Origin of the sequence: Kribbella sp. NPDC056861 (genome assembly GCF_040687575.1) — a bacterium.
Classification (GTDB): Bacteria; Actinomycetota; Actinomycetes; order Propionibacteriales; family Kribbellaceae; genus Kribbella.
Map to the genome: position 1 here is coordinate 1,196,422 of NZ_JBFBNQ010000002.1, position 25,278 is coordinate 1,221,699.

The 25,278-nt window shown below is 67.8% G+C and carries 25 protein-coding genes; 13 read left to right on the top strand and 12 right to left on the bottom strand.

Translation table 11 applies throughout. The features are described 5' to 3' along the window. The first annotated feature begins 442 nt into the window (after positions 1-442). The 3 genes from AB0P21_RS12640 to AB0P21_RS12650 are packed head-to-tail and all read left to right on the top strand — an operon-like array spanning position 443 to position 3,772. Entirely contained in the window at positions 443-1,765 is a 1,323-nt protein-coding gene (locus AB0P21_RS12640; protein ID WP_363696091.1) for a bifunctional o-acetylhomoserine/o-acetylserine sulfhydrylase, read from the top strand. A gap of 7 nt (positions 1,766-1,772) precedes the next feature. Then, positions 1,773-3,005 carry a homoserine O-acetyltransferase gene (locus AB0P21_RS12645; protein WP_363696093.1) on the top strand — a complete coding sequence of 411 codons (1,233 nt, stop codon included), beginning with the start codon at positions 1,773-1,775 and terminating at the stop codon, positions 3,003-3,005. A gap of 20 nt (positions 3,006-3,025) precedes the next feature. Next, complete coding sequence (locus AB0P21_RS12650) at positions 3,026-3,772, top strand: class I SAM-dependent methyltransferase (protein ID WP_363696094.1); 747 nt, start codon at positions 3,026-3,028, stop codon at positions 3,770-3,772. Here AB0P21_RS12650 and AB0P21_RS12655 read toward each other — a convergent pair. The 3 genes from AB0P21_RS12655 to galE are packed head-to-tail and all read right to left on the bottom strand — an operon-like array spanning position 3,769 to position 5,592. Beyond that, a complete protein-coding gene (locus AB0P21_RS12655; RefSeq protein WP_363696096.1) occupies positions 3,769-4,296 on the bottom strand; it encodes an ester cyclase in 528 nt (175 codons plus the stop codon). The genes AB0P21_RS12650 and AB0P21_RS12655 overlap by 4 nt on opposite strands. Before the next feature lie 46 nt (positions 4,297-4,342). Continuing rightward, positions 4,343-4,654 carry a hypothetical protein gene (locus tag AB0P21_RS12660; protein ID WP_363696098.1) on the bottom strand — a complete coding sequence of 104 codons (312 nt, stop codon included), beginning with the start codon at positions 4,652-4,654 and terminating at the stop codon, positions 4,343-4,345. After that, positions 4,639-5,592: a UDP-glucose 4-epimerase GalE gene (gene galE, locus AB0P21_RS12665; RefSeq protein WP_363696100.1), complete on the bottom strand. Its 954-nt coding sequence runs from the start codon at positions 5,590-5,592 to the stop codon at positions 4,639-4,641. Before galE ends, AB0P21_RS12660 begins: the two co-directional genes overlap by 16 nt. Positions 5,593-5,711: 119 nt before the next feature. On the opposite strand from galE, the gene AB0P21_RS12670 reads away from it, so the two are divergent. The 3 genes from AB0P21_RS12670 to AB0P21_RS12680 all read left to right on the top strand — a co-directional run bounded on the left by AB0P21_RS12670 (position 5,712) and on the right by AB0P21_RS12680 (position 8,322). Continuing rightward, positions 5,712-6,449: a phosphocholine cytidylyltransferase family protein gene (locus AB0P21_RS12670; protein WP_363696101.1), complete on the top strand. Its 738-nt coding sequence runs from the start codon at positions 5,712-5,714 to the stop codon at positions 6,447-6,449. Between the two features lie 70 nt (positions 6,450-6,519). Then, positions 6,520-7,596 (top strand): iron-containing alcohol dehydrogenase family protein, encoded by a 1,077-nt coding sequence (locus AB0P21_RS12675; RefSeq protein ID WP_363696103.1) that lies wholly within the window; start codon positions 6,520-6,522, stop codon positions 7,594-7,596. A gap of 15 nt (positions 7,597-7,611) precedes the next feature. Then, positions 7,612-8,322: a tyrosine-protein phosphatase gene (locus AB0P21_RS12680; RefSeq protein WP_363696105.1), complete on the top strand. Its 711-nt coding sequence runs from the start codon at positions 7,612-7,614 to the stop codon at positions 8,320-8,322. Positions 8,323-8,529: 207 nt separating this feature from the next. On the opposite strand, the gene AB0P21_RS12685 is transcribed toward AB0P21_RS12680, so the two are convergent. Then, on the bottom strand, positions 8,530-9,534 hold the full coding sequence (locus tag AB0P21_RS12685; protein ID WP_363696107.1) for an acyltransferase domain-containing protein: 1,005 nt from the start codon (positions 9,532-9,534) through the stop codon (positions 8,530-8,532). A 336-nt stretch (positions 9,535-9,870) separates the two neighbouring features. Between AB0P21_RS12685 and AB0P21_RS12690 the strand changes: the two genes are divergently transcribed. Both AB0P21_RS12690 and AB0P21_RS12695 read left to right on the top strand, forming a co-directional pair. Continuing rightward, positions 9,871-11,823 carry a glycosyl hydrolase family 8 gene (locus AB0P21_RS12690; protein WP_363696109.1) on the top strand — a complete coding sequence of 651 codons (1,953 nt, stop codon included), beginning with the start codon at positions 9,871-9,873 and terminating at the stop codon, positions 11,821-11,823. Between the two features lie 652 nt (positions 11,824-12,475). Next, on the top strand, positions 12,476-13,030 hold the full coding sequence (locus AB0P21_RS12695; protein WP_363696111.1) for a zinc-binding dehydrogenase: 555 nt from the start codon (positions 12,476-12,478) through the stop codon (positions 13,028-13,030). On the opposite strand, the gene AB0P21_RS12700 is transcribed toward AB0P21_RS12695, so the two are convergent. Beyond that, the gene (locus AB0P21_RS12700; protein ID WP_363696113.1) at positions 13,020-13,940 is read right to left on the bottom strand and encodes an SDR family NAD(P)-dependent oxidoreductase; all 921 of its coding nucleotides are present in this window, start codon (positions 13,938-13,940) and stop codon (positions 13,020-13,022) included. The genes AB0P21_RS12695 and AB0P21_RS12700 overlap by 11 nt on opposite strands. Next, entirely contained in the window at positions 13,937-14,554 is a 618-nt protein-coding gene (locus tag AB0P21_RS12705; RefSeq protein WP_363696114.1) for an NAD(P)H-binding protein, read from the bottom strand. The genes AB0P21_RS12700 and AB0P21_RS12705 overlap by 4 nt, the downstream gene beginning before the upstream one ends. A 77-nt stretch (positions 14,555-14,631) precedes the next feature. On the opposite strand from AB0P21_RS12705, the gene AB0P21_RS12710 reads away from it, so the two are divergent. Further along, the gene (locus AB0P21_RS12710; protein ID WP_363696116.1) at positions 14,632-15,207 is read left to right on the top strand and encodes a TetR/AcrR family transcriptional regulator; all 576 of its coding nucleotides are present in this window, start codon (positions 14,632-14,634) and stop codon (positions 15,205-15,207) included. On the opposite strand, the gene AB0P21_RS12715 is transcribed toward AB0P21_RS12710, so the two are convergent. From AB0P21_RS12715 to AB0P21_RS12725, 3 genes are all read right to left on the bottom strand, one after another. Continuing rightward, the gene (locus AB0P21_RS12715; protein WP_363696117.1) at positions 15,190-15,675 is read right to left on the bottom strand and encodes a hypothetical protein; all 486 of its coding nucleotides are present in this window, start codon (positions 15,673-15,675) and stop codon (positions 15,190-15,192) included. The two genes, AB0P21_RS12710 and AB0P21_RS12715, sit on opposite strands and share 18 nt — an antisense overlap. A 143-nt stretch (positions 15,676-15,818) precedes the next feature. After that, a complete protein-coding gene (locus AB0P21_RS12720) occupies positions 15,819-16,313 on the bottom strand; it encodes a carbonic anhydrase (protein WP_363696118.1) in 495 nt (164 codons plus the stop codon). Between the two features lie 113 nt (positions 16,314-16,426). After that, positions 16,427-18,142, bottom strand: a complete 1,716-nt coding sequence (locus tag AB0P21_RS12725; RefSeq protein ID WP_363696120.1) for a metallophosphoesterase — start codon at positions 18,140-18,142, stop codon at positions 16,427-16,429. A gap of 91 nt (positions 18,143-18,233) precedes the next feature. On the opposite strand from AB0P21_RS12725, the gene AB0P21_RS12730 reads away from it, so the two are divergent. The 3 genes from AB0P21_RS12730 to AB0P21_RS12740 are packed head-to-tail and all read left to right on the top strand — an operon-like array spanning position 18,234 to position 20,459. Beyond that, the gene (locus tag AB0P21_RS12730; RefSeq protein WP_363696121.1) at positions 18,234-19,124 is read left to right on the top strand and encodes an ABC transporter permease; all 891 of its coding nucleotides are present in this window, start codon (positions 18,234-18,236) and stop codon (positions 19,122-19,124) included. Beyond that, positions 19,117-19,884 (top strand): ABC transporter ATP-binding protein, encoded by a 768-nt coding sequence (locus tag AB0P21_RS12735; RefSeq protein WP_363696122.1) that lies wholly within the window; start codon positions 19,117-19,119, stop codon positions 19,882-19,884. The genes AB0P21_RS12730 and AB0P21_RS12735 overlap by 8 nt, the downstream gene beginning before the upstream one ends. 44 nt (positions 19,885-19,928) lie before the next feature. After that, a complete protein-coding gene (locus AB0P21_RS12740; RefSeq protein ID WP_363696123.1) occupies positions 19,929-20,459 on the top strand; it encodes a DUF3291 domain-containing protein in 531 nt (176 codons plus the stop codon). Here the strand turns inward: AB0P21_RS12740 and AB0P21_RS12745 are convergent. From AB0P21_RS12745 to AB0P21_RS12755, 3 genes are read right to left on the bottom strand one after another with little or no spacing between them, the layout of a single operon-like run. After that, the gene (locus AB0P21_RS12745) at positions 20,449-21,111 is read right to left on the bottom strand and encodes a hypothetical protein (RefSeq protein WP_363696125.1); all 663 of its coding nucleotides are present in this window, start codon (positions 21,109-21,111) and stop codon (positions 20,449-20,451) included. The two genes, AB0P21_RS12740 and AB0P21_RS12745, sit on opposite strands and share 11 nt — an antisense overlap. A gap of 48 nt (positions 21,112-21,159) precedes the next feature. Then, positions 21,160-22,194, bottom strand: coding sequence for a glycosyltransferase family 2 protein (locus AB0P21_RS12750; protein WP_363696127.1), 1,035 nt, complete (start codon positions 22,192-22,194; stop codon positions 21,160-21,162). 7 nt (positions 22,195-22,201) lie between these two features. Continuing rightward, complete coding sequence (locus AB0P21_RS12755) at positions 22,202-23,611, bottom strand: LCP family protein (RefSeq protein WP_363696128.1); 1,410 nt, start codon at positions 23,609-23,611, stop codon at positions 22,202-22,204. Between the two features lie 430 nt (positions 23,612-24,041). Here AB0P21_RS12755 and AB0P21_RS12760 point away from each other — a divergent pair, with 430 nt between their 5' ends. Continuing rightward, positions 24,042-24,908 carry a serine protease gene (locus AB0P21_RS12760; protein WP_363696130.1) on the top strand — a complete coding sequence of 289 codons (867 nt, stop codon included), beginning with the start codon at positions 24,042-24,044 and terminating at the stop codon, positions 24,906-24,908. Positions 24,909-25,278 lie beyond the last annotated feature (370 nt).

A 25,278-nucleotide genomic window follows, 5' to 3' on the forward strand; every position in this document is an offset into this window, starting at 1 on the left:
ACGACGGGTCTTCGTAGCTCTGTCCGAGACTGCAAACCGCGGCAGATGTATTGGAAGGGGCTGCTCGCCGTTTCCGCACGAGGTGACGCGAAGCGTCACGAGTCTCTCCGCCCAAGCGCTGCGGTTGCGGCCGACGGTTGAACCGATGGGGTTGATCGATCCCGTTCCGCATCCAGCTCTGGCGAGGTGACGCCCAGCGTCACGAGCCCGGACCGCCTGTTCAGCATGTGGACGTCACGCAAAGTGAATGTCTAGTGCGGTTATCGTCTTTCGTACGAGGGCGGTCCGTCAGCGGCAGCCCGGGGACCTCAGGAGCTGCCATGACCGAGTGTTGTTGCCGCTAGCACCTGTTGTGAGCTGAAAACCCTTACATCATCAGGCTTCGCCCGACCGTGACCGCGCGGATCGGCGCTGCCGTCGTACCCGAGAACAGGACCGTGGCATGACCGAGAACACCCCCAGCTGGTCTTTCGAGACCCGGCAGATCCACGCCGGGCAGACCTCCGACCCGACGACCAACGCGCGGGCGCTGCCGATCTACCAGACCACTTCGTACACCTTCGACAGCACCGATCACGCGGCCAGCCTGTTCGGGCTGCAGGAGTTCGGCAACATCTACACCCGGATCCAGAACCCGACCCAGGACGCGGTCGAGCAGCGGATCGCCAGCCTCGAAGGCGGTACGGCGGCGTTGCTGGTCTCCTCCGGTCAGGCCGCGACGTCGCTGGCGCTGCTGAACATCGCCGAGGCCGGTGACCACGTGGTCAGCAGCCCGAGCCTGTACGGCGGCACGTACAACCTGTTCCACTACACCTTCCCCAAGCTCGGCATCGAGGTCAGCTTCGTTGAGGACCCGAGCGACCTGGAGTCCTGGAAGGCCGCGATCAAGCCGAACACCAAGGTGTTCTTCGGCGAGACGATCGCGAACCCGAAGAGCGAGATCTTCGACATCGAGGGCATCGCCGGCGTCGCCCACGAGTACGGCGTACCGCTGGTGGTCGACAACACCGTCGCCACCCCGTACGTGCTGCGTCCGCTCGAGCACGGCGCCGACGTCGTCGTGCACTCGGCGACGAAGTACCTGGGCGGTCACGGTACGGCGATCGCCGGGGTGATCGTGGACTCCGGCAAGTTCGACTACGCGCAGAACCCGGAGCGGTTCCCCGGCTTCAACCAGCCGGACAACAGCTACCACGGTCTCACCTACGCGACCGCGCTCGGCGTCGGCTCCGACCTGGGCAACCTCGCGTACATCCTGAAGGCGCGGGTGCAGTGGCTGCGTGACCTCGGTACCGCGGTGTCCCCGTTCAACGCGTTCCTCATCGCCCAGGGCCTGGAAACCCTGTCGCTGCGGATCGAGCGCCACCTCGACAACGCGCTCAAGGTCGCGCAGTGGCTCGAAGCCCGCGACGAGGTCGACAGCGTCGCCTACGCGAGCCTGCCGTCGAGCCGGTACTACGAACTCGCGCAGAAATACACGCCGCGCGGTGCCGGCGCCGTGGTCGCCTTCGAGATCAAGGGCGGCGTCGACGCGGGTAAGCGGTTCGTGAACGCGCTGCAGCTGCACAGCCACGTCGCCAACATCGGCGACGTCCGCTCGCTGGTGATCCACCCGGCGTCGACCACGCACAGCCAGCTGTCCGCCGAGGACCAGCTCGCGTCCGGCGTCACCCCGGGCCTGGTCCGGCTCGCCGTCGGCCTGGAGCACATCGACGACATCCTGGCGGACCTCGAGGTCGGTTTCGCGGCCGCCAAGTCGGCCTGATCACCCAATGACCCAGGACCGCCCGCCTGCCTCAGCCGTCGATGCCCGGGGGCGGGACATCGGCAGGGAGGCAGGTAGTCCCGGCAGCTCGCCGGGAGCTCCTCACGCACCAGGTCAGGTGGCCGGTGCGTGGGGAGCGGGCGGTCCTGACCAACTCGCAGGCGGCTGGCGCCCTGGTGATCCGGTCGCCGATCGGCGCTTCGCCGCGATCGGTGACCTGACGCTCGAATCCGGCGACCAGCTGCCCGCAGTACAAGTCGCGTACGAGACCTGGGGACGGCTGAACGCCGCCCGGGACAACGCCATCCTCATCTGCCATGCCCTGACCGGGGATGCGCACGTGGTCGGTCCCACCGGCCCAGGGCAACCAACCCCGGGCTGGTGGGACGGCTTGATCGGCCCCGGCCGGTACGTCGATCCCGCCGACTGGTTCGTCGTCGCCGCGAACGTGCTGGGCGGCTGCCAGGGCACCACCGGCCCGTCGTCGCCGGCCTCGGACGGCAAGGCGTGGGGCAGCAGATTTCCCGCCATCACCATCAGGGACCAGGTCGCCGCCGAGGCCGCGGTCAGTGACGCGTTGGGGATCGACCGCTGGGCCGCGGTGATCGGCGGTTCGATGGGCGGCATGCGCGCGATCGAGTGGCCGCTGCTCTACCCCGACCGCGTCGGTACTGCGGTAGTGCTCGCCTCGACCGGTTACGCGTCGGCCGAGCAGATCGCCTGGTGCGCGCCGCAGCTCGCGGCGATCGAGGAAGACCCGGCCTGGCACGGAGGCGACTACTACGACACCGGTACTGCGCCGCTGGCAGGTCTCGGGATCGCGCGCCGGATCGCCCACGTGACCTACCGTTCGGAGTACGAGCTCGCGACTCGCTTCGGCCGCGAGCCGCAGGGCGACGGCCGGTTCGCCGTCGAGTCGTATCTGGATCATCACGCCACCAAGCTGGCCGCGCGGTTCGACCCCGGCTCGTACGTCGTCTTGACCCGCGCGATGAACTCCCACGACATCGGCCGCCACCGCGGCGGCCTCGCAACCGCCTTGCAGGGCTTGAAATCCCGGCTGATCGTCGCCGCCGTCGACTCCGACCGGCTCTACCCGAGCCGCCTGTCGAGCGAGCTGATCGACGCCCGCCCGGACGCCGGCCCTCTGCACCTGATCAAGTCCCCCTACGGCCACGACGGTTTCCTGATCGAGCTCGATCAGGTCGGGGCGCTGATCGCGGACACGCTGCGAACCTAGCCGCGGGTACCGTCGACGGGGTGACGGAGACAGCGCAGTACTACGACGAACTCCCGCTGTGGTCGGCGCCTTTCGGCCAGCTGATCCTCGACCGGGTGCCGCTGCGACGCGGTCAGACGATTGTCGACATCGGCGCAGGGACAGGGTTTCTGACGGTCGAGCTCGCTCAGCGCAGTGCCGCCGCGCGGGTGATCGCCGTCGACCCGTGGGCCGAAGCGATGGACGTGTTGCGTCGCAAGATCGCCTTCCTGGGTCTCACCAACGTCGAGTTGGTCGTCGCGGACGCGGCCACGCTCGACCTGCCGGATGGGTCGGTTGATGTCGTCGTCTCCAACCTCGGCATCAACAATTTCGACAACGCCTCGACGGTCCTGGCCGAGTGCCATCGCGTACTCCGGCCGGGCGGCCGGCTGCTGCTGAGCACGAATCTCGTCGGCCACATGGCGGAGTTCTACGACGTACTGCGTGGCAAGGTCGCTGACGAGGCGCTCGCCCGGCACCTCAACCACCGCGCGACCGTCCCCGGAACCCTTGCCCTGCTGGAAGGATCCGGCTTTGACACGACCGTTGCCGAGAGCACCTTCACGATGCGGTTCGCCGACGGCAGCGCGCTCTTCAACCACTACTTCATCCGGCTGGGCTTCCTCGAAGGCTGGCAATCCATCGCCTCCCCCGAAACCCTGGCCGCGGTCGAGGACGAGCTCAACCAGCGTGGCGAGATCTCGCTGACGATCCCGATGGCCTGCTTCGATGCGGTGGTTGGCTAGCCGGCCGCGCGGGCGCGGCGAGTAGCCAGGAACATCCGGAGCAGGAAGACCGGCGTCGGCGGGATCCAGCCGAGCTGGGTCGCGTTGCCCAGGTCGTCGCGGTTGGCCCAGTGCTCGATCACCATGCTGTCCTGGACTCGCATCCAGTGCGACTGGGTGACCGCGAAGGTGCGCCCGGTGGCCGGGAACGCCTGCGCGGGCTTGCCGTCCGCGTCGTACGAGACGAAGGGCTTCACCTGTCGCCCGGACATCGTCGTGTGCAGGACGACGAGGTCTCCCTCCGCCACCAGGTCGTGGACCTCCCACTTCAGGTCGGCGTACGCGTCCCGCAGCCACAGGGCGGTGGCGTAGTACGCCTCGGGTCCGTGACCGCGAGTGGCGGGCGGCTCGGCGGCGGCCTCGCGATTGGTCGCGTCCGGGTGGATGGTGCCTCTGAACTCACCGAGCGTGCCGTCACCCATCAGGTGCAGCGCGCGCTCGCAGAGTGCTTTGTTGGCCGACAGTTCCTCGATGCGTTGCGTCATGCCGGTCACTACGCAGGGCGGCGCGGATCGGTTCTCGCCGGGGTGGTCAGAAGCCGAGACTGGTGACGATCCGCACCGGCAGGCCCGGAGCAGCGACCCCGAACCACAACCCACGGCGTACCAGGCAGGAGCCGCGATGGCCGCGAAACGCTTGCAATACCAGCGATCCGAGCGCGACGACGGCAAGGGCGATCAGCACGACCACGCCGAACGGGTTGAAGCCGGCGAGAGCGCAGACCGCACCCAGTACCAGCCACAGCACGCCTCCGATGAAGGAGGCCGGGCTCCACAGCTTGTCCCGGAGGCGCCACGGCTGCTCGGCCGTGACGCCGCAGGGGCAGGTCAGGACTTCGGCCATGCTTCCCAGGCCGTGGCGAACATCTGGTCGACGGTGTAGGTGTTCTTCCAGTCCAGGTCGCGGGCGGCGAGCTCGCCGGAGGCGACGACGCGGGACGGATCGCCGGGGCGGCGCGGGCCTTCGGTCGGGGTGAAGTCGATGCCCGTGACGCGGCGGGCGGCGTCCATGATCTCGCGGACCGAGGTGCCGGTGCCGCTGCCGAGGTTGTAGACCGGCTCCAGGGTCTTGCCCTGGTTGAGGATCCGCGCCGCGGCGACGTGCGCGCGGGCGAGGTCGGCGACGTGCACGTAGTCCTTGACGGAGGTGCCGTCCGGGGTCGGGTGGTCGGTGCCGTAGATCTGCGGGACCTTGCCCTGGGTCAGCAGGTTGCAGACGATCGGGAACAGGTTGTACGGGCTGGCGTCGTACACCTTGGGGTCGCCGGAGCCGACGACGTTGAAGTACCGCAACGCGGTGTGATTCAAGGCTTGGGCTTTGGCCTGATCAGCCAGCAGCCACTCGCCGATCAGCTTCGATTCGCCGTACGGGCTCTGCGGGTCGGGGGCGGTGTCCTCGGTGACCACCTCGTCCTTCGGCGTACCGTAGACGCCCGCGCTGGAGGAGAAGACGATGTTGCCGACGCCCTGCTCGGCCATTGCCTCAAGCAACGAAACCATGGCGGTCACGTTCTGGGTGTAGGTGTGCAGCGGGCGCTCGACCGAGACGCCGGCGTACTTGAAGCCGCCCAGGTGCACCACCCCGGTCGCGCCTTCGAGCGCGCGGCGGGTGGCGTCGCCGTCGAGCAGGTTCGCGTGCGTGAACGGCACCCCCTCGACCAGGAACTCAGCCTTGCCGCTGGACAGGTCGTCGATCACCGCGACGTCGATCCCGTCCGCCTGGAAGGCGCGCACCACGTGCGATCCGATGTACCCGGCCCCGCCAGTCACCAGCCATGTCATGTCCAGATTCTCCCATCGACGCGCGTGTTGATTCGCTTCCTCATTTAACCACACAAATCAACATTTTCGCACGTAAACACTCGTGCTGAATCTTGTTCAGCAGGCCGTAGGATGCGCCAATGATCGGACTAGTCCTCGCCGCCGGTGCCGGCCGCCGCCTCCGCCCGTACACCGACACGTTGCCGAAGGCCCTCGTCCCGATCGACCCGGAGACGACGGTGCTCGATCTGACCCTGGCGAACTACGCGTCGGTCGGCATCACCGACGTCGCGATCGTGGTCGGCTACGCCGCCGCCGCGATCGAGGAACGGGTGGAGAGCTTCGAGGAGCGGTACGGCGTACAGCTCGCGCTGGTGCACAACGACAAGGCCGAGACCTGGAACAACGCGTACTCGCTGTGGTGCGCGCGCGACCTGCTCGGCCAGGGCGCGATGCTGGCCAACGGCGACACCGTGCACCCCGCGTCGGTCCAGCGGACCCTGCTCGACGCCCGGGGCGAGGACCGCTCGATCATCCTCGCGCTGGACGCCGAGAAGTCGCTGGCCGACGAGGAGATGAAGGTGATCTGCTCCGCTTCTGGTGGCGTCGAGCGGATCACCAAGTTGATGGACCCGGCGACGGCGACGGGTGAGTACATCGGCGTCACTCTGCTCGAGCCGTCGGCCGGCGCCCTCCTGGCCGACGCGCTGAAGGCGACCTGGGAGCGCGACCCCAATCTGTACTACGAAGACGGCTACCAACTGCTGGCCGACCAGGGCGTCCGGATCGACGTCGCCCCGATCGGCAAGGTCGACTGGGTAGAGATCGACAACCACGACGACCTCGCTCGCGCCCGCAAAATCCTCGGCTTCGCTTAGTGGAACCAGTCGCCTCACGCGCTCGACGTAGTACTGGGCTTCCGTTTCTTCCGACGGCAGGAGGTAGCGCGTGCCGTTGCTAGCCCGGATGATTCCCGCGCCGTTGGTGGTCGACGTACGCCGGGGAGCGCTCGCCGACCTCGGCGCGATCCTGGCCGACCAGCGGATCTCGACGTCAGGACGGGTCGCGATCGCCGTCGGTTCGACGTACGGGCCGATCGTGCAGGCGACGTTCCGCCACGGGCTGGCCGGCGCCGACTGGTTCACCGTCGACGGCGGCACGATCAACACCGCGATCAAGCTCGTGGAGCAGATCCGGCGGCAACGCTACGACGCGATCGTCGGCATCGGCGGCGGCACGGTTCTCGACGTGACCAAGTTCGCCGCCGCGCGACTCGGGCTGCCGATGGTTGCCGTCGCCACCAATCTCGCCCACGACGGGATCGCCTCGCCGATCAGCACCTTGGACAACGACGCCGGCCGCGGCTCGTACGGCGTACCGGCTCCGCTGGCCGTCCTCGTCGACCTGGACCTGATCGCCCAGGCGCCTCCGCGCTCGGTCCGCTCCGGAATCGGCGAGATCGTCTCGAACCTCTCGGCGATCGCCGACTGGCAGACCGCACACGTCCTGCGCGGCGAGGAGGTCGACGGGCTCGCCGTCTCGCTGGCCCGCACCGCCGCCCAAGCCGTGATGAACCACCCCGGCACGATCACCGACGACGACTTTCTGTCCGTCTTGGCCGAAGGCTTGATCCTCTCCGGCATCTCGATGGTCGTCGCCGGCACCTCGCACCCGTCCTCCGGCGCCTGCCACGAGATCTCCCACGCGATCGACCTGCTCCACCCCACCCGCCGCGCCTTCCACGGCGAACAGGTCGGGGTCGGCGCCGCCTTCGCCTGGTTCCTGCGCGGCGACCAGGCGATGTTCGACGCGACCGTCGCCTGCCTGCACCGCCACGGCCTGCCGGTCAGCCCGTCCGACCTCGGTTTCAGCCTGGCGGAGTTCGAAGGCATCGTCGGCTATGCGCCGCAGACCAGGCCGGGCCGCTTCACCGTGCTCGAAGAATCCGCGTTGACGCCGGCCCGGATCACCGCGAAGGTCAACACATTCAACGACCGCATCACGGCGGCGCTGGAGAACCTTTAACTGCTTGGAGGCTCAGTGACTGTCGACCGCCATCTCGACTGGCCGGCCTGCCGCAACGCCCGCGACCTCGGCGGCCTCCCCATCTCGGGCGACGGGACGACCCGGCGAGGCGCCCTGATCCGCACCGACTGCCTGCAGTTCCTTACCCCAGAAGGCGTCGCGGCGGTCCGCAGTACCGGCGTCAGCCGAGTCATCGACCTGCGCTCCCGCGGAGAGGTCACCGCCTACCCCACTCCCTTCACCGGCGACCCGATCGCCCTCCACATCCCCCTCTCGGACCCAGCGGACCCGCAGGACCACAACACCATCGTCGGCGCCTGCATCGAAATGCTCGACCTCCACGCCACCCACTTCGCCGAAGCCCTCCGCGCCATCGCCGACGCCCCCGAGGGTCCTGTCGTCGTCCACTGCTACGGCGGCAAAGACCGTACCGGCGTACTGGTCGCGCTTGCTCTGGTTGTGGCCGGCGTCCCCGAAGACGAGATAGTCGCCGACTACGCGCTCACCCAATCCCGCCTGGCCGGCATGCTCGCCGAACAACTCGCCGCAGAACCGGATGAGTCCCTACACCCGGAGATGATCGAGTACCGCGACACCCGCCCCGAGTCCCTGGTCGCAATCCTCCGCCACCTGGACACGCGGTACGGCGGTCCACTCGCCTACCTATCCCAAGCCGGCCTGACCCCCAGCACTCTCGCCACCCTCCGTGCCCGCCTCACCGAGTAGCACCCACACAGCCTCCGCCGGTCGCTCCTCCGTCGCGCCCACGTTCTGCAGCCCCACCCACCCCTGGGCGCGCGCTCCTTCGTCGCGCGCTTGAACAGAAGCACCCGTGTCGCGCGCCCACCGATTGGCTGTGCGTGACCCGCAGCCAGGTGGAGTGCCGGTTCGCGCGCCAACGCCCGCTACCCGGTGCGACCCCCATCGAGCAGATCACCCACCGCAGCGCCTGACACCGACCCGCTTCTGCCAATGCCCACCCGCCCGCAGGTGCGCGACGAAAGCTCGCTGCAGCCTGGTCTCCTGCGGCACCCTGGCCAGATCCTCAGCCAGCAACGGGCCTTCTTCCGGCACAGCCAGCGACAACCCGAGCCGCATCATCTCGCGATCCCCCTCGCTCGGATCGTCCTCCGGCACCAACGGCAGCACCGTGAACCGACGCTGGAACCGCAAGATGTTGGAGTCATCAGGCAGGTACTCCGCGAGTTGCGGATCGAGCAGCCACGATCTGCAGACGAACGCCGACACGGGCTCCTCCGGGTACCAGATCCCGAACGACCGCGCCGCCTCAGCGATCGACTCCTCGGAACGGACCGGGTCCAGCGGCCCGATCGGTGGCACATGAACCATCAGCACATGCCCAGCGACCCCGTCCCCGAGGCCCAATTCCGTGCGCGTGAACGAATGCCGTCCGATCTGGTAATCCGCGCCCCGAAATCTCAACGGCGGCCCCCACAACGGAAACAGCCCCACGCCTGCCCGACCCGTGACCTGGCGATGCGTCCCCATCACCCCGCCGAGCGCGGAGACGGTCGCCAGCGTGATCTCCTCCGGTACGCCGCGCCGCGCGTGCACCTCGAGCAGTCGAGGTACCGCACTCAACAGCGCCCATCCCCAGGCAAACAACCCGACCTCGGACGATGCCTCTGGCACCATCGGCCATCCGCTGAATCCAGTCGACGGCACCGGCTTCTCGAGATCCCGCTCGAGACCGCAAGCCATCGCGGCCATCACTGCCCACCACTCCGGATCGCGCACCGGATCCGGTCGCGCGGCCAGCATCTCGCGCCGATCGCAGTCCTCCAGTCCGCAAAGCGCGATCAGCTCCGCAGCATCCTCCGGCAACTGGATCCCATCGCCGGCAGGCATTCCGCGCAACCACACCTGCGCATCAGCCGTGAATCCCAACCGCTCCGCAGCCTCACCCGTAGCCAGCATCCGCATTCCCTTCACCGAGGTCGGTCATCTCCTCGACCGCACCACGGGCCGTGAGCAGAAAGCACGACTTCCGTGACCCAGGTCACATCCACCTACCGGGCAAACGCTTCACGCCACACACTGACAGGACCCCGACAAAGCCCGCTCCTACAGCACATGTGTTTCAAGCGCTCGTTGCAGCATGTCTCCCCGCGATCCCGGCGTCGAAGCGATCTGCGTCAAGGTCTTGCACTCCACTCAGCAGGCCCTTACCTTCAGCTAATCGTTAGGAAAGTTTCCTATCGGTCAAGGCAGCTGCAGCTCCTTTTCCCCGCCACCGCCCGGAGGACACCGCTGATGTCGTATCTACTTCGAGGGCTGACCGCTGCCGCGGTCGCCACCGCCCTGCTCGCTTCAACCGGCCTGGGGAGCACCGCCTCGACGACCGCCGTGGCCGCCGAGACCCTGCTCTCCCAGGGGAAACCCGCTACCGCGTCGTCCATCGAGGGCAGCGGCTTCGAGGCGGCCAAGGCGGTGGACGGCAACTCGTCCACCCGCTGGGCCAGCGTCGAGGCGCATGACCCCGAGTGGATTCGGGTCGACCTCGGCGCCAGCGCGAGCATCACGCGGGTGAAGCTGAACTGGGAAGCCGCCTACGGCAAGACCTACAAGATCCAGACCTCGGCCGACGGCTCGACGGGCTGGACCGACGTCTTCTCGACCAGCACCGGCAACGGCGCGATCGACGACGTGACGGTCTCCGGCAGCGGCCGGTACGTTCGCGTCTACGGCACCGCCCGCGGTACGGCGTACGGGTACTCGCTGTTCGATCTCGAGGTCTACGGCACCACCGGCGGCGGCTCGGGCGACACCACGGCGCCGAGTACGCCGAGCGGTCTCGCGGCGACCGGTACCACGTCGAGCAGCGTCTCGCTCGGGTGGAACGCGTCGACCGACAACGTAGGGGTGACCGGCTACGTCATCTCGCGCAACGGCACGGAGATCGCGACCACCAGCGGCACCGGTACGACGTACACGGACACCGGCCGGGCGGCTTCGACCACCTACACCTACACGGTCAAGGCGCGTGACGCCGCCGGCAACACGTCCGGGGCGAGCAACACGGTCAGCGCGACCACCCAGGCCGGCAGCGGCGGCGGACCTGCCGTGCCGTTTGGCAGCCACCAGTTCCCGTACGCCGCCGGCATGCTCAAGCCCTCGGGCAGCCAGGCCACGCTCGACCAGAAGGTGATCGACTACTACAACCAGTGGAAGGCCGCCTTCGTCAAGCAGAACTGCGGCAACGGCTGGTACCAGATCATCTCGCCGGACGCCGATCACCCGTACGTCGCCGAGGCGCAGGGCTACGGCATGGTCATCACCGCGACCATGGCCGGCGCCGACCCGAACGCCAAGACGATCTTCGACGGGCTCACGAAGTACATGCTGGCGCACCCGTCCGTCCACAACTCCAACCTGCTGGCCGCCGAGCAGAACACGTCCTGCCAGAGCGTGAACGGCTCCGACAGCGCGACCGACGGTGACATGGACGTCGCCTACGGCCTGCTGCTCGCCGACAAGCAGTGGGGCAGCGCCGGCACCTACAACTACAAGCAGCTCGCGATCAACCACATCAACGCGATCAAGGCGAGCGAGGTCAACCCGAACACCAACCTGCTGCTGTTCGGCGACTGGAGCACCTCCGGCGACGCGACGTACAACATGTCCCGTACGTCGGACTGGATGATCGACCACTTCCGCGCCTTCAAGAACGCCACCGGCAACGCGGCCTGGGACACCATCCGCGCCAAGCACCAGAGCGTCACCACCTCGCTGCAGAACAACTACGCCGCGAGCACCGGCCTGCTGCCGGACTTCGTCATCAACGGCAACACCACCCCGAAGCCGGCCACCGGCCAGGTCCTCGAAGACCCCAACGACGGCTCCTTCTGGTGGAACGCCTGCCGCGACCCGTGGCGGATCGGCGCCGACGCCGTCACCAGCGGCGACAGCGCCTCACTCGCCTCGGCCCGCAAACTCAACACCTGGATCAAGACCAAGACCGGCGGCAACGCCAACAACGTTGCCATCGGCTACAAGTTGAACGGAACCCAGATCTCGTCGGGCAGCGACCCGTCGTACTTCGCTCCGTTCGCCGTCGCCGCGATGACCGACTCAGGCAGCCAGGCCTGGCTCGACGCGCTGTGGAACAAGATGCTCGCCACCCCGATCGCCACTGATTCGTACTACGCGGCGAGCATCCAGCTGCAGGTGATGATCACCGCCACGCACAACCACTGGGTGCCGTAACCCTTATCCAGTAGGTGAAACCGAGCGCCCGCCGATGTCATTTCGGCGGGCGCTCGCGTGTGTCCCCCGCGCTGTCTCCGACGGTCGCTCCTGCGTCGCGCCCACGTTCGACGCCCCACCCACCCCGGGGCGCGGGCTCCTCCGTCGCCCGCTTGAGCGAAAGCACCCGCGTTGCGCGCTCAGCTCGACTGCAACATCAATCGCGTTGCTCGCTGCCCGCAGCTACTCGCGATCCCCCGCAACGACCCCCGCGCTGTCTCCGATGGCCGCTCCTACGTCGCGCCCACGTTCGACGCTCCACCCACCCCGACGCGCGGCCTCCTTCGTCGCCCACTTAGGCGAAAGCACCCGCACGCACCTGATCGCGTTGCCGCCAACAGCAGCCACCCCACGCAGCACCACTGGGAACTGACACATTTCTCGCGGACCGAGCCTCCGCACTGCTCGTCGCAAGCACCAGGCTCTCCGGTCGAGCGCACGCTACAGACGATCCGGCAAATTCCGCACTGCCTCTCGCAAGAGCAGACACCACGCAGGACTCATCAGCGGAAGCAGCCAGCCGCCGAAGAGGCTCCCCTGCCCCCGTCCTCAACTCGCCTAGGGCCGGACGCCGGCCATCAGGAGGTCGAGCAGGCGAGCCGCCCATTGCTTCGTGTTCAGGCGAGCCATCCAAGGCCGCCGCCAGATCGGAATCAGCGCCGCGATCGCCGTGATCAACCCCGGCCCGGGCGACACGATCCTCGTCGGCGGCGCGGGCGGCGGGGTAGGCGTGTTCGCCGTACAGCTGGCGCGTCTCGCAGGCGCACGAGTGATCGGTACCGGGTCAGCGACGTCGGCCGACGCCCTGCGCGCACTAGGAGCCGAGCCAGTCGTGTACGGCGATGGTCTGGTCGACCGCGTCCGCGAGTTGGCTCCCGCCGGCGTCACTGCGGCCATGGACCTGCATGGCACCGACACGGCACAAGCAGCACGCAAGCTCGGCGTACCCGATGAGCGCATCACCACTATCGCCGCGCAGATCGACGGGATCAGGCCGGCCAACGGTGCCAACGCAGCGCTCGGCGCGATCGAGGAGATCGCCGGCCTGGTTGCGGCGGGTCAGCTCCGGGTGCCGATCGCGGCGAACTTCCCGGTCGAGGAGATCCGCGCGGCGGTTGAGCTGCAGGCGGAGCGGCACGTCCAGGGCAAGGTCGTCATCAACCTCTAGGAACGTGCTGGAGGAAGCGATCGCTGGCCGTTCTCAGGAGCTCCTGCGCGGCGGGGTCGTAGGAGCTGGGCGGAGTGGCCGTGTCGGTCTCGCGTACGAAGTACCGGCCGGTCACGCCGTCCAGTGTGGGATCAAGCGCCAGGCGGAGTGCCGCGGCAGCTCCTTGCGCGGGGGTGAGCATGGTGCGCCGGATGATCCCCCGGAACGGTCGGAGCACTGTCGGGATCAGGTCATCAATGATGCCGGTGGCAACAATCCCGGGATGTACTGCGTTGATCGTCACTCCGTCGGAGGCCCATTCGCGGGCGAGGTGGTAGCCGGCCAGGACGGTCAGCAATTTCGCGCGAGCGTAGGCCTGGAAGGGGACGAAACCCTCGGCCGGGTTGAGTCGGGTGAGGTCGCGCAGGTCGTCAGTACGGAGCACGGGTGGTCGGGGCGGGCCGGGGAGCTTGACCTGGCGGGTGTCGCGGAGGGTGTCGGAGGCGACGTTGACCACTCGCGCGCAGCCTCGGCGCAGCTGGTCGGCGAGCAGGGTCGTCATCGCGTACGCCGGTAGGTAGTCCACCGCGATGTGCAGCTCGAGGCCGTCGACGGACAGGCGCCGATCGGGGAAGTGCGCTCCGGCGTTGTTCACCAGCAGGTTGATCGTCTGGTGGCGGTCGCGGATCGTCTGGGTAGCTGACGAAAGCCCTGCCCTGGTGGAGAGATCGCCGGCGATCAGTTCAATGCTCCCGGGCAGTTCGTCGATCTCGACGCTGAGGGTGGTGGCGCGGGACGGGTCGCGGGCGATCGTGACCACGTGCGCACCTCGCCGGGCGAGCTCCACGGCGATGACGCGGCCCATGCCTCCGGTCGTGCCGGTGACCACGGCGACCTGACCGGCCAGGTCGATGTCGAGGCGGGCGGTCATCGGCGGATCCTCGGGTACTTGCGGACGAAGCGGGGGTCCTCGACTTCGCGAAGCAGGAACCCGGCGAGATCTTCCCTGCCGATCGAGTCCCACAGCCGGATCGGGAGCTCCTCCCCGACCTGGTACTTGCCGATGGCAGGAATGTCCTTCAGCATCGGCGGCCGCACGATCGTCCAGTCCAGCTCCGAGCCGGTGATCAGGCGCTCCATCGCCTCCTTGTCCTTCATCTTCTCGCCGACACCGGCCCAGACGGCGAGCGAGAACAACGAGCGATCGTGCGTCTCGAGTACTCCGTGAGCGCTGAGGACGACCAGTCGGGTGATCTTCGCGGAGGTCATGGCCGTCAGGGTGGTCCGGATCGCGTCCGCGCAGACCGTAGTCGGGCCTTTCGCCGCTCCGCCTAGCGTGCTGATGACAGCGTCCGAGCCGATCAGCACCTCAGTGAGCGTCGCGGCGTCCGTTAGGTCGATCCACACGTGCTCGATCAGTCCGGGGGCGGTGTCGAACGCGCCAGGCCGGCGCACCAGGGCGGTGACCTGATGCCCCCGATCCAGCGCGGCAGCAACGAGGTACCGGCCGGTCGCCCCGGTTGCTCCCAGGATCGCCAACTTCATCTGTGATACAGGTTGTCTCATAGGCTCATAGTGCGTTGCTCTCGACTGTGAGTCAAGTTGTCTCATAGACTGGCCGGGTGGCCACCGAGAGCGATCCGCGTTTCCATCGGAGCAGTGAAGCGATCCTGGCCGCGGCTCGGGAGCTGCTGATCGAGCAGGGGCCGGCCGCGGTCACGCACGCGCAGGTCGCCAAGCGCGCCGGGATCGGCCGCGCCACCGTCTATCGCCACTGGCCGCGCGTCGACCAACTTCTCGCCGAAGCGATGGCGACGGTCCCGATGCCCCTCTTCGATGCCCCCACTGCGCCGATCCGCGACTGGCTGCACGCCGAACTCACCGCGCTCGCGCGACTACTGGAGCTCCACGACGTCCGCGCGGTCGCCACCACTCTGGCTCAGGGCGCCCTTTGGGATCCCGCGATGGACAGCCGGCGCGGGCAGTTCGCCGGCGTACTGTCCGAACGACTCGCGGACGCACTCGACTCCGCGGCCGCCGCCGGCGAGGTCGAGCTCCGTACGACGGCGCAATCGGCCGCCGCGCTCGCCATCGGGCCGATCTACTACCGCAGCACCATCGAGCGCGAACCCGTCGACAGCGACTTCATCGACGCGGCGATCGACTCACTGGGTGTCTGGTCAGCGCCGTCGCGATGATCGCCTGATCGCCGCCGCAGTCCTCAGGGCGATGCCGGCCGCCAAAGCCAAGGCGCCAAGGACGGCGAGTACTCCGAACGCAATCGGCCCGGCCTGGCTCGACGCGTCGTCGTGCTGGTGGCCGATGTCGGCGGCGAGCTCGGTGAGCTTGAACTCCTCGCCCGCGTCGATCCCTCCATCAGCCGCGAGTTCCGTTGCCAGCCTGAGGATCTGCTGGCGATCAGCGGCGGTGAACCCGCCGACCGGGGTGCCAAAGCACGGGAGTTCGGCGCCAGTGCGGCTGTTGACGAAGAGCGCGGTTGACCTGCAGGCGGGCACCTTTCCGTCCGCCAACGGCTCGGCGGTTCTGACCTCATAGCTCAGGTCGCCGGAGGACCCGGTGAAGGCGGCGCCGATCAGGCCGATCACCACGGCCAGAAAGCCGGCCAGCAGGAGGCGGCCGGCGAGCGGCTTCCGTCGTACGGTCATGGGGCGAGGGTCTCACCGACGACGCCTCACCGGCGAGGGGTCGCGTGCCACGAAGACGGACAGCAGCTGAAACCGAGTGGTGGCCCCGAAGGGCCACCACAGGTCAGGGCTGGGCGCCGGAGCGCCGCTGGTTCTCCGGCTGGCTAGTTCTTGACCTCGCGGAGGCGGCCCGTCTCGACCTCGTAGACGAAGCCGCGGACCGAGTCCTTGACCGGGATGAAGGGGTCGGCGGCGATCCGCTGGAGGGACTGGCGGACGTCCTCGTCGAGGTCGGGGAACGCTTCGGCGGACCAGTCGGGCTTGAGGCCGGTCTCGGCCTGGATGCTGGCCTTGAACTCGTCGTCGGTGAAGGTGAGCATGCCGCAGTCGGTGTGGTGGATCAGGATGATCTCCTTGGTCCCGAGCAGGCGCTGGCTGATCGCGAGGCTGCGGCGCTCGTCGGCGGTGATCACGCCGCCGGCGTTGCGGATCACGTGCGCGTCGCCCTCGCTGAGGCCCAGCAGACCGTAGGGGTTGAGGCGGGCGTCCATGCAGGCGACCACCGCGACGTGCTTGGCGGGAGGCAACGGCAGGTCGCCTTTGTCGAAGGACGCCGCGTACTGCTCGGCGTTGGCAAGCAGCTCATCGGTCACGCTCATGGTCCAGGCCTCCAGGTATGTCAAGTAAGCAGATAGACAAACTTAACTTTTTCCCGGTACGACGGGGAGCCGTCTCATGACTCGGACGACGAGTCGGCGCGGGCGCGAGGTGATTACAGGACAGCAGTTGTGTCGGTGCCCGGGAGACTGGTCCCACGCGGTACTTCGATCGGCGGTTCGATCAGAGCCGCTCGCAGCGTCGGCCCGTTGGGGATCAGCCACGGGGTTTCCGCGGCACCTGCAGGGTCGGCTTTCCAGTCGTGGCAGACCTTCGGGACCTTCAGCGGGTAGATCGTCAGGTCACCCGCGCGGTTGATGTGCATCCGCAGGAAGCCCTTGTAGTCCTCGATGCTCTGGCCGGCGAACAGTTCGTTCATGTTGAAGCCGAACTTCCCCGCGATCAGCAGGTACGCCGCCACCAGTTCGGCATCCACGAAACCGACGACAATCGGGGTCACCAACAGGGCGACCACGACAGTTATCCAGTCGGCGGCATCCTGGCTGAGCCGGAACAGCACGGCGGCCCAGGCAACCATCAAAGCCAAGTGGGCCAGCGAATGCAGGAAGCCCGCGAAAGCAGCAGACCAGCCACTGCGGACGAGACCGAAGCGGGAGAACAAAACCCCCGCGACCACCGTGAAGGCCACACCGAAAGCAGCCGGAGTCCACGCGGCCAGCAAGCCGAAGATCCCGTTGAAATCAGCAGCAAGACCGAACTGGACCAGCAAAGCCAGCACCGTCTGCAGCCCGGCAGTGAGCCCCCAGAAACCAGGATTCCGGAACGGCAGCTTGTAGATTCCGCGGGCCAGCCGCTTCGATTCCTTGCGTTCCGGGTAAGTCGCAACATTGTCGAAGGTCGCCACTTCGTTGACGTCGGCAACCCGCGAGACTTTGGGCGGCAACGTCAATGACTCGGGCAACAAATGGGTCGCCGACAGGAACGCGCCTCCCCCACCGCTGGTGATCCGCTGGCCGCTGCCGTCGCGTTCGGAGTACCGGGCGTAGTGGTGGGAGTCGCCGGAGAGCATCACCCGCGTCACCCCGCCGAACGGCCTGATGATCTCGCGGTCGAAGAAGCGGATGGTGTCGTACTCGTGGGTGTCGCCGCCCGCACCGGCGTGCACCCACGCGGGGGTCGGCGTACAGACGATCACGGCGTCGCCGGGCTGCATCGAGGCGAGCGCCGTACGGAAGTAGTCCAGTTGCGGCGCGTCGATGTAGCCGCCGAACTGGGTGTCGATGGCAACCAGCCACCACCGTTGCGGCAGGTTGATCGCGAAGTAGCTGCGGCCCTGCTCGGTCTTCCAGCCGCCGACATCGCGTTGCTGGGCGAAGACGCGCAGGAACGCCGTCAGGCCGTCGTACCAGTCGTGGTTGCCAGGCAGCGCGAACAAGGTCGGCTGCTCGGCCGGCTCCGGCAGCGCGGCGCGGTACGGGCCCTTGGTCCGATCCTCGTACGCCGTCGACGACGCGGCCGGGTAGACCTCGTCGCCACCCATCACCAGCAGCGAGGCGCGCGGCAGCCGCAGCCCGTCCACCGGCTCCAGCGTAGGGGCGGCCAGCAACGAAGCGACCGTGTACGTCGCGTCGAACCCGTCCCCCAGATCGGCGACGAAGTCGAACCACAACTCGTCGGCGCCGTGCTGGTAGTGGTCGGCCGGCAACGAACTCTGCAGCTCGCGCTTGTCGGCGTACGCGCCGAAAATGCCTGACAGCACAGCTTTGATGCCGATACTGCTGAGCACGGACGGCAGCAACCAGCGCACTGGTCCCCGGATGCGGAATCCGAGCTCTTCCTCGGACAAGTCAGAAGGGCGGCTCTGCTTCACCCAACCACGCTAGTGCGCATCCGGGATCACCGCGACAGGGAGCGGCCCGCCGATGTGAAGATCGGTGCCCTGGGCCGCTAGATTGGCTCGCATGTCCAACACGGCCGGGCCGGCCGAGACCGTCGACCTGGCGGCGCTGGCTGAGCGACACGGCCTGACGAAGAGCTCCGTGCGGCCGCCACTCGCCGGTTACCTGCGGGAGCTGTGGGGACGCCGGCAGTTCATCGTCAGCTACGCCCGTGCCCGCACCTACGCCCTGTACGCCGGTGCCCGGCTGGGCTCGGTCTGGCAGGTGCTGACGCCGCTGATGAACGCGGCCGTCTACTACCTGGCGTTCGGCGTACTGCTGGGCACCAAGAACGGCATCCACAACTACGCGGCCTTCCTGATCTGCGGCATGTTCGTCTTCACCTACACGCAGCGCTCGATGACCGAGGGCTCGCGCGCGCTGGCGCTGAACATGTCGCTGATCCGCACCCTGCACTTCCCGCGGGCGACGTTGCCGCTGGCGTACGTCGTGAACGAGCTGAACCAGATGGCCGTCTCGATGGGCATCGTGTTCGTCCTGGTCGGCGTGACCGACGGGCTCAGCTGGAGCTGGTTCCTGGTCGTCCCGGCGTTGCTGCTGCAGACGATGTTCAACCTCGGGATGACGTTGATCTTCGCCCGGATCGGGACCTTCGTCTCCGACATCAGCCAGTTGCTGCCGTTCGTCACCAGGACCTGGTTGTACGCCTCGGGCATCTTCTTCTCGATCCCCGACAAGCTGCGCGACCTGGACGCGCCGAGCTGGGTGATCCACCTGCTGGCGCTGAACCCGATCTCGGCGTACATCGACCTGGTCCGCCGGGCACTGCTCGACAACCACGAGAGCAACGCGCTGCCGAACGCCTGGCCGATCGCGGCGGGGTGGGCGGTCGTCGTACTGGTTGGCGGGTTCGTGTTCTTCTGGCGCGCGGAGGACCGGTACGGCCGTGGCTGAGTCCGAACCGATTCCGACGGTGATCGCCGACCACGTGAACATCATCTACAAGGTGATCGCGGGGCAGGGCGGCAAGGGGACAGCGGCGACCGCGTTCCGGCGGATCCTGAAGCGACAGGACCGGCCGACGATCCGCGAGGTGCACGCGGTCAAGAACGTCACCTTCACCGCGTACAAGGGCGACGCGATCGGCGTGATCGGCCGCAACGGCTCCGGCAAGTCGACGCTGCTGCGCGCGATCGCCGGGCTGCTGCCACCGGCGTCAGGCGCGATCTACACCGGCGGGCAACCGTCGCTGCTCGGCGTCAACGCGGCGATGATGAACGACCTGACCGGCGACCGCAACGTCGTACTCGGGTGCCTGGCGATGGGGATGTCGCCGGCCGAGATCGCCTCGCGGTACGACGAGATCGTGGAGTTCTCCGGGATCGGCGACTTCATCGACCTGCCGATGTCGACGTACTCGTCGGGGATGGCGGCGCGGCTGAAGTTCGCGATCGCCTCGGCGAAGACACATGACATCTTGCTGGTGGACGAGGCACTCGCGACCGGCGACGCAGAGTTCCGGGTGCGGTCGGAGCAGAAGATCAAGGACCTGCGCTCCGAGGCCGGCACGGTGTTCCTGGTGAGCCACAGCCTGGACGTCGTACTGGACACCTGCAACCGGGCGATCTGGCTGGACAAGGGCGTACTGCGGATGGACGGCGACGTGCGCGAGGTCGTCAACGCGTACAACCGCGAAGCCACTGCTGCCAGATAAAAGCAACTTCGACAGGGCCTGCGGGGATCGCTATCTTCGCCGGCGTGCCTCATCTTGCGCTGTACACCTTCGGCGTCCTGAAGTCTCCCCTCACCGACCCATCACCTGCTACGCGGGAGTTCCACGAGAGCGGTGGAGCCGTCTACGGGCAGGTCGGCCGGCAGCCGGGCTACCTCGCTCGCGCTCAAGCCGCCGACCGCAGCCTGGGTGCACAATCGGACTTCGACTCCGACTGGGGTGAATGGGGCGAGTTCGCCGTACCGGTCTGGTACGAGAAGGGCCGTACTCCGGAAACCATCGCCCTCGCCGCGACCCTCTCGCTGTGGACCGACCTACGCTCCGCCTTCGACTTCATCTACACCGGCCTGCACCGCACGGCGCTCAACCGGCGCTACGACTGGTTCGAGCGGACGGGACACCCGGGTCACGTCTGCTGGTGGATCACCGAGGGCACGATCCCCACCTGGCACGACGGGGTGGCCAGGCTCGAACACCTCCACGCCCACGGCTCAGCACCGAACGGCTTCACCTTCCACCACTCGTTCGAGTCGGCGCCCGACTCGCCTACTTTGTGACGGCGTCGTACTTCGCCACCACTTTGCTCACGAGCTGAGCGATCTCCGCATTGTCGAACCCTTCCGGCAGCCGCAGGTGGAGCACAGTGCCACCCCTCACGACGTGCACGTTGAAGTCCGTGAGTCCTTCGCTGACCACGTCGAACCGCACGGCCACAGCATCGGTCACGTCCGGGAGTGGCACCCGCCGGGTTCTGAAGGAGATTTCCTCGCTGCCGTCGGGTGGGGTCATTACGAAACTCTCGCAACGGGCCAAGGCAGCATCGATCTTCTGAAGAAGTGCCTGCTGAGCCGTTGGCCAGGACCCGATCGTCTCGAAGAGGATCTGCTGGCGAGGGCCAGTGAAGGTGATCTCCGTCCGCGCCGACGCCGCGCGCAAGTCATTCTGCGGATGCCGGAGGTCCAGACACTCGGCGGGTTGATAGGTCCCCAAACGAGGCGCAGCCGGAGAGCCCGTGGTGGGTGCGTCGGGCAGCCATCCCCACGGCAGGTCGCGTGCCGTGAGCAGCGCCTTCTTCGCATCGTCAGCCGGCAGGAGTGGCAGCGCCGGAATCGGAGTCGGAGTCGTAGGAGAGTCGTCGACAGTTGCCGCCGTCGACGTACATCCGACGACCACGAGCAGCGTCGCCAGACAGAGGATCAACCGGCGCATGTGAACTCCTTCATCCGCACTACACCGAAGCCGGGGCCGCAGTACCAGCTAGGCCGAAGCAGGGGCCCCAGGTGCGGTGGCGGGCGGGGCGGGACGCTCTTGGAGGCCGATCAGGAAGCCGAGCCCCCATGACACGTGCATGGTCGCGCAGATCAGCGGGAGCCAGAACAGGGCTTTCCAGGGCAGGTAGCGGCCTTCGACGGCTGAGCCGAAGAGGAGCAGCAGGGCGTAGCCGAGGGGGGCCAGGAAGCCCAGGTCGAGGATGGCGGAGCCGGTGGCCAGGCCGACGATGCCGAGGATGGTGCCGAGAGCCAGCAGGACTACCGCGACCGGCGGGGCGAGGTACCGCTTGCTGGCGGTTTCCGGGTGGCGGCGGATGACCTCGCGGCGCCACTGTCCGGTGTGGAAGAACTGCTTGGCGACGTCCTTGAGGGACGAGCGGGGGCGGTACGTCACCGACAGGTCGGGGCTGAACCAGATCAGGCCGCCGGTCTTGCGGATGCGGTAGTTGAGCTCCCAGTCCTGGGCGCGGTGCATCGACTCGTCGAAGCCGCCGACGCGCTCCAGGGCCGCGCGGCGGAAGACGCCGAGGTAGACGGTGTCGGCGGGACCCGCCTTGCCGCCCTGGTGGAAGGTGGAGGCGCCCAGGCCGAGGCGGGACCGGTACGCGCAGGCGACGGCCATCTCGACCGGAGTACGGCCTTCGGCTGCCATCACGCCGCCCACGTTGTCGGCGCCGCTCTCGTGCAGGACCTCGACCGCGCGGGTGATGTAGCCCTGGGTCAGGACGCCGTGCCCGTCGACCCGTACGACGATGTCGTGGCGGGCGTGGGCGATCCCGGTGTTCAGGCCGGCCGGCGTCTTGCCGGTCGGGTTCGCGACGATCGTGATCCGCTTGTCGGCCTCGGCCAGCCGGGCCGCGATCGCCTGGGTTTTGTCCTTGCTCGGGCCGATGGCGAGCACCACCTCGAGCTCGCCGGGGTACTCCTGGTCGAGCACTCGGCCGACGGCCTCTTCGAGGTGGCGTTCCTCGTTCAGCACCGGCATCACGACGGAGACGGGGGGCCAGGAAGACAAGGACATGTTCAGGTCAGGCCTTACAGATCGAAGCGACGTCATCGACGTCGTTACCGGGTTTGGACGGGGTGGTGCTGCTCTTGCCGGGCTTGGTCGAGGTGCTGCTCGGCTTCTTCGTGGTGGTGCTGGTGGGGCTACTCGGGGTGTTCGTCTTCTTACCGTCTCCGTCATCGGACGACTTGTCCAGCGCTTCGGACTTTCCGATCGCCGCGGCGACCGACGTCCTGATCAGCTCGAAGTCCGGGTTACCGGTCTTGATCAGCGGCGGGACCGCGGAGAAGCTTGACACCGGCAGCTTCTTCGAGTCCAGCGCGAGATCCGTGAAGGTACCGAGGTCACTGGCCGGAATATCGGTGTTGACCACCTTCTTGCTCGCCTTCGCGATGCCCTGGAACTTGACCAGCACCGTTTGCGGTGACAGCTGGTTCAGCATCGCCGTCATCACGCACTTCTGCCGGGTCATCCGCTCATAGTCTGTCGCACCGGCCCGCGACCGCGCGAACCAGAGTGCGTGGTACCCGTCCAGATGCTGGTTGGCGCCCGGCTCGATGTAGCCCTTGATCGGCGCGCCGATGCCGCCGATCGGGACCCGCTTGCCGACATCCAGGGTGATTCCGCCGACCGCGTTCAGCAGGTCGCGGAAGCCGGCCAGGTCGATCAGCACGTGGTAGTTGACCTTCAGCCCGGTGACCGCCTCGACCGCCTGCATGGTCGCCGTGACGCCCGGGTTGGGGTCGCCGGGGAACAGCGCCGGGTGGCCGGCGGCGTACGTGTAGACGCCGTTCAGCAGGCAGTTCTCGGCGCAGTCCTTCCACTTGAAGCCGTCCGGGAACTGCTTGTTCATCGGCGTACCGGCCGGGAACGGCACTTTCGCCATGTTCCGCGGCAGGCCGATCAGCACCGTCCGGCCGGTGTTCGCGTCGACACTGGCCAGCGTGATGCTGTCCGGCCGGGTGCCGATCCGGTCCGCGCCCGAGTCGCCGCCGAGCAGCAGCACGTTGTACCGGCCCTTGTCTGCCTCGGACTTCTTGCCGTTGCCGAACACCGACGCGACGAAGTCGCGCTGGGTGGACACGATCGTGCTGGCGAAGATCAGCGCGCCGACCACCAGCACGATCAGCGCGCCGTCCAGGATGCTGGTGGTCAGCCGGTGCTTGCGCTCCAGCGTCAGCGGCCGGCCGAGCCGGTAGGCGTCGACGAACAGCGCCGCCCAGCCGATCGCCAGCAGGATCAGCAGGATCTGGATGAACCGCAGTGTCGTCGGCGACACCATCAGGTTGATCGCGCCGGCCCGCCAGATCAGCGACAGCACGACGACGAAGACCACGATCGCGATGATCCCGGTCAGTACCCGCCAGACCCAGCGGCCCGCCTTCTTGCTGCCGGCCGCGATCTGCGCGGATCCCGGCAGGAGCAAAGTCATCAGCAGCAGTGTCAGCGCTCGTTTGAACCGCACCGGCTCGCTGAGATTGCGCAGGTCTTGCTTGCCCTGCGGCATAGTCCCTTCCGTTCTCCCGTGACATGTGCGACTCCACCTTCTCAGGTGCGCCGGCATGCCTCCTGTTCCCCATGCCCACCGAGTACGACGTACCGGGTGCGGCAATGGTTCGAGCCGGGGCGGATCCGGAGACGAAGGGTAACAGGACCCTCACCCGCTGCAGGCCCCGACCGGCCGTAAGGGCTGCGGGCCGGTTGCCGCAGGTTTACCCCTGCCCTGCCGTCCTCAGGCACGTTTTCATGCCGTTGTGATGGCCGGGACCGGGGTTCATCGGATACGAAGAGTCCTGGGTCAACTACGGCCTGCTCGCACCGCCCCCGACTGCGAGCACTCCAGTGAGGACAGGAAACCGCCCATGAGACTGTTCCGTACCCTTGCCGCGACCACCGTCGCGTTCAGCGCCGCGCTGCTCGGTGGCAGCCAGGCACTCGCCGTCGAGGCCACACCACAGGCCTCCGCCCCGGCCGCCGTCGCCGCACCCGGCGCCGACTACACCGGTATCGCGGCCCTCAGCAACTGCTCCGGCTCCCTCGTCCGGTACGCCGAATCGCTGTCGACCGATCCGGGTCTGATCCTCACCAACGGCCACTGCTACGAAGGTGGCATGCCGTCGCCGGGTGTGGTGATCACCAACCGGTCCTCCACCCGCTCGTTCACGCTGCTCAGGCCGAGCTCGAGCAACGCCGGTACCGTCCGGGCGACCAAGGTCATCTACTCGACGATGACCAAGACCGACATGACGCTGTACCAGCTCAACGAGACGTACGCCGCGATCAAGACCCGGCTGAACGTCACCCCGCTGACGCTGGCCAAGAACGCGCCTGCGAACGGCGCCGGGATGGCGGTCGTCTCCGGCTACTGGAAGCGCATCTACACCTGCACCGTGCAGAGCACCATCCCCGAGCTGCGCGAGGCCGGCTGGGTGATGAAGAGCTCGATCAAGTACCGCCAGCCCGGCTGCGAGACCATCGGCGGCACCTCGGGCTCGCCGATCGTCAGCACCTCCACCGGCGAGGTGATCGGCGTCAACAACACCGGTAACGAGGACGGCGGCCGCTGCACGATGAACAACCCGTGTGAGGTCGACGCGGCCGGCAACATCACGGTCGACCAGGGCGCGGCGTACGGCCAGCAGACCTGGTGGCTCTACACCTGCCTGTCCTCCACCCGCACGCTCGACCTGAACAAGTCAGGCTGCCAGCTGGCGAAGCCCGCCCGCTGACCCTGCTGCCAGTCGCCGGCGACCACCTTCTTCTTGCGCGGGTGGTCGCCGGTGTTTTGCACCCACCCGTACTCGGGTTGCGCGCTTGGGCGTTGTGCCCGCCCGAACCACATGCGGTGCAGCGCGGCGCGGATCTCACTCGGATCTCGTCGCGGCCGGTGCCTCGCCCCACCCGAACTCGCGTTGCGGGCTGGAGCGTTGAGCCCGCCCAAACCACATGCGGTGCAGCGCGGCGCGGTTCAGACTCGGATCTCCTCGGGACCGGCGCCTCGCCCCACCCGTACTCGCGCTGCGGGCTGGAGCGTTGAGCCCGCCCGAACCACATGCGGTGCAGCGCGGCGCGGATGACACTCGGATCTCCTCGCGGGCC

Bases quoted from the DNA above. Each gene is read 5' to 3' on its own strand.
- AB0P21_RS12640 (WP_363696091.1), top strand. From the start codon at position 443: ATGACCGAGAACACCCCCAGCTGGTCTTTCGAGACCCGGCAGATCCAC.
- AB0P21_RS12645 (WP_363696093.1), top strand. From the start codon at position 1,773: ATGACCCAGGACCGCCCGCCTGCCTCAGCCGTCGATGCCCGGGGGCGG.
- AB0P21_RS12655 (WP_363696096.1), bottom strand. From the start codon at position 4,296: ATGACGCAACGCATCGAGGAACTGTCGGCCAACAAAGCACTCTGCGAG.
- AB0P21_RS12660 (WP_363696098.1), bottom strand. From the start codon at position 4,654: ATGGCCGAAGTCCTGACCTGCCCCTGCGGCGTCACGGCCGAGCAGCCG.
- galE (WP_363696100.1), bottom strand. From the start codon at position 5,592: ATGACATGGCTGGTGACTGGCGGGGCCGGGTACATCGGATCGCACGTG.
- AB0P21_RS12670 (WP_363696101.1), top strand. From the start codon at position 5,712: ATGATCGGACTAGTCCTCGCCGCCGGTGCCGGCCGCCGCCTCCGCCCG.
- AB0P21_RS12685 (WP_363696107.1), bottom strand. From the start codon at position 9,534: ATGCTGGCTACGGGTGAGGCTGCGGAGCGGTTGGGATTCACGGCTGAT.
- AB0P21_RS12690 (WP_363696109.1), top strand. From the start codon at position 9,871: ATGTCGTATCTACTTCGAGGGCTGACCGCTGCCGCGGTCGCCACCGCC.
- AB0P21_RS12700 (WP_363696113.1), bottom strand. From the start codon at position 13,940: ATGACCGCCCGCCTCGACATCGACCTGGCCGGTCAGGTCGCCGTGGTC.
- AB0P21_RS12705 (WP_363696114.1), bottom strand. From the start codon at position 14,554: ATGAAGTTGGCGATCCTGGGAGCAACCGGGGCGACCGGCCGGTACCTC.
- AB0P21_RS12715 (WP_363696117.1), bottom strand. From the start codon at position 15,675: ATGACCGTACGACGGAAGCCGCTCGCCGGCCGCCTCCTGCTGGCCGGC.
- AB0P21_RS12720 (WP_363696118.1), bottom strand. From the start codon at position 16,313: ATGAGCGTGACCGATGAGCTGCTTGCCAACGCCGAGCAGTACGCGGCG.
- AB0P21_RS12730 (WP_363696121.1), top strand. From the start codon at position 18,234: ATGTCCAACACGGCCGGGCCGGCCGAGACCGTCGACCTGGCGGCGCTG.
- AB0P21_RS12745 (WP_363696125.1), bottom strand. From the start codon at position 21,111: ATGCGCCGGTTGATCCTCTGTCTGGCGACGCTGCTCGTGGTCGTCGGA.
- AB0P21_RS12750 (WP_363696127.1), bottom strand. From the start codon at position 22,194: ATGTCCTTGTCTTCCTGGCCCCCCGTCTCCGTCGTGATGCCGGTGCTG.
- AB0P21_RS12755 (WP_363696128.1), bottom strand. From the start codon at position 23,611: ATGACTTTGCTCCTGCCGGGATCCGCGCAGATCGCGGCCGGCAGCAAG.
- AB0P21_RS12760 (WP_363696130.1), top strand. From the start codon at position 24,042: ATGAGACTGTTCCGTACCCTTGCCGCGACCACCGTCGCGTTCAGCGCC.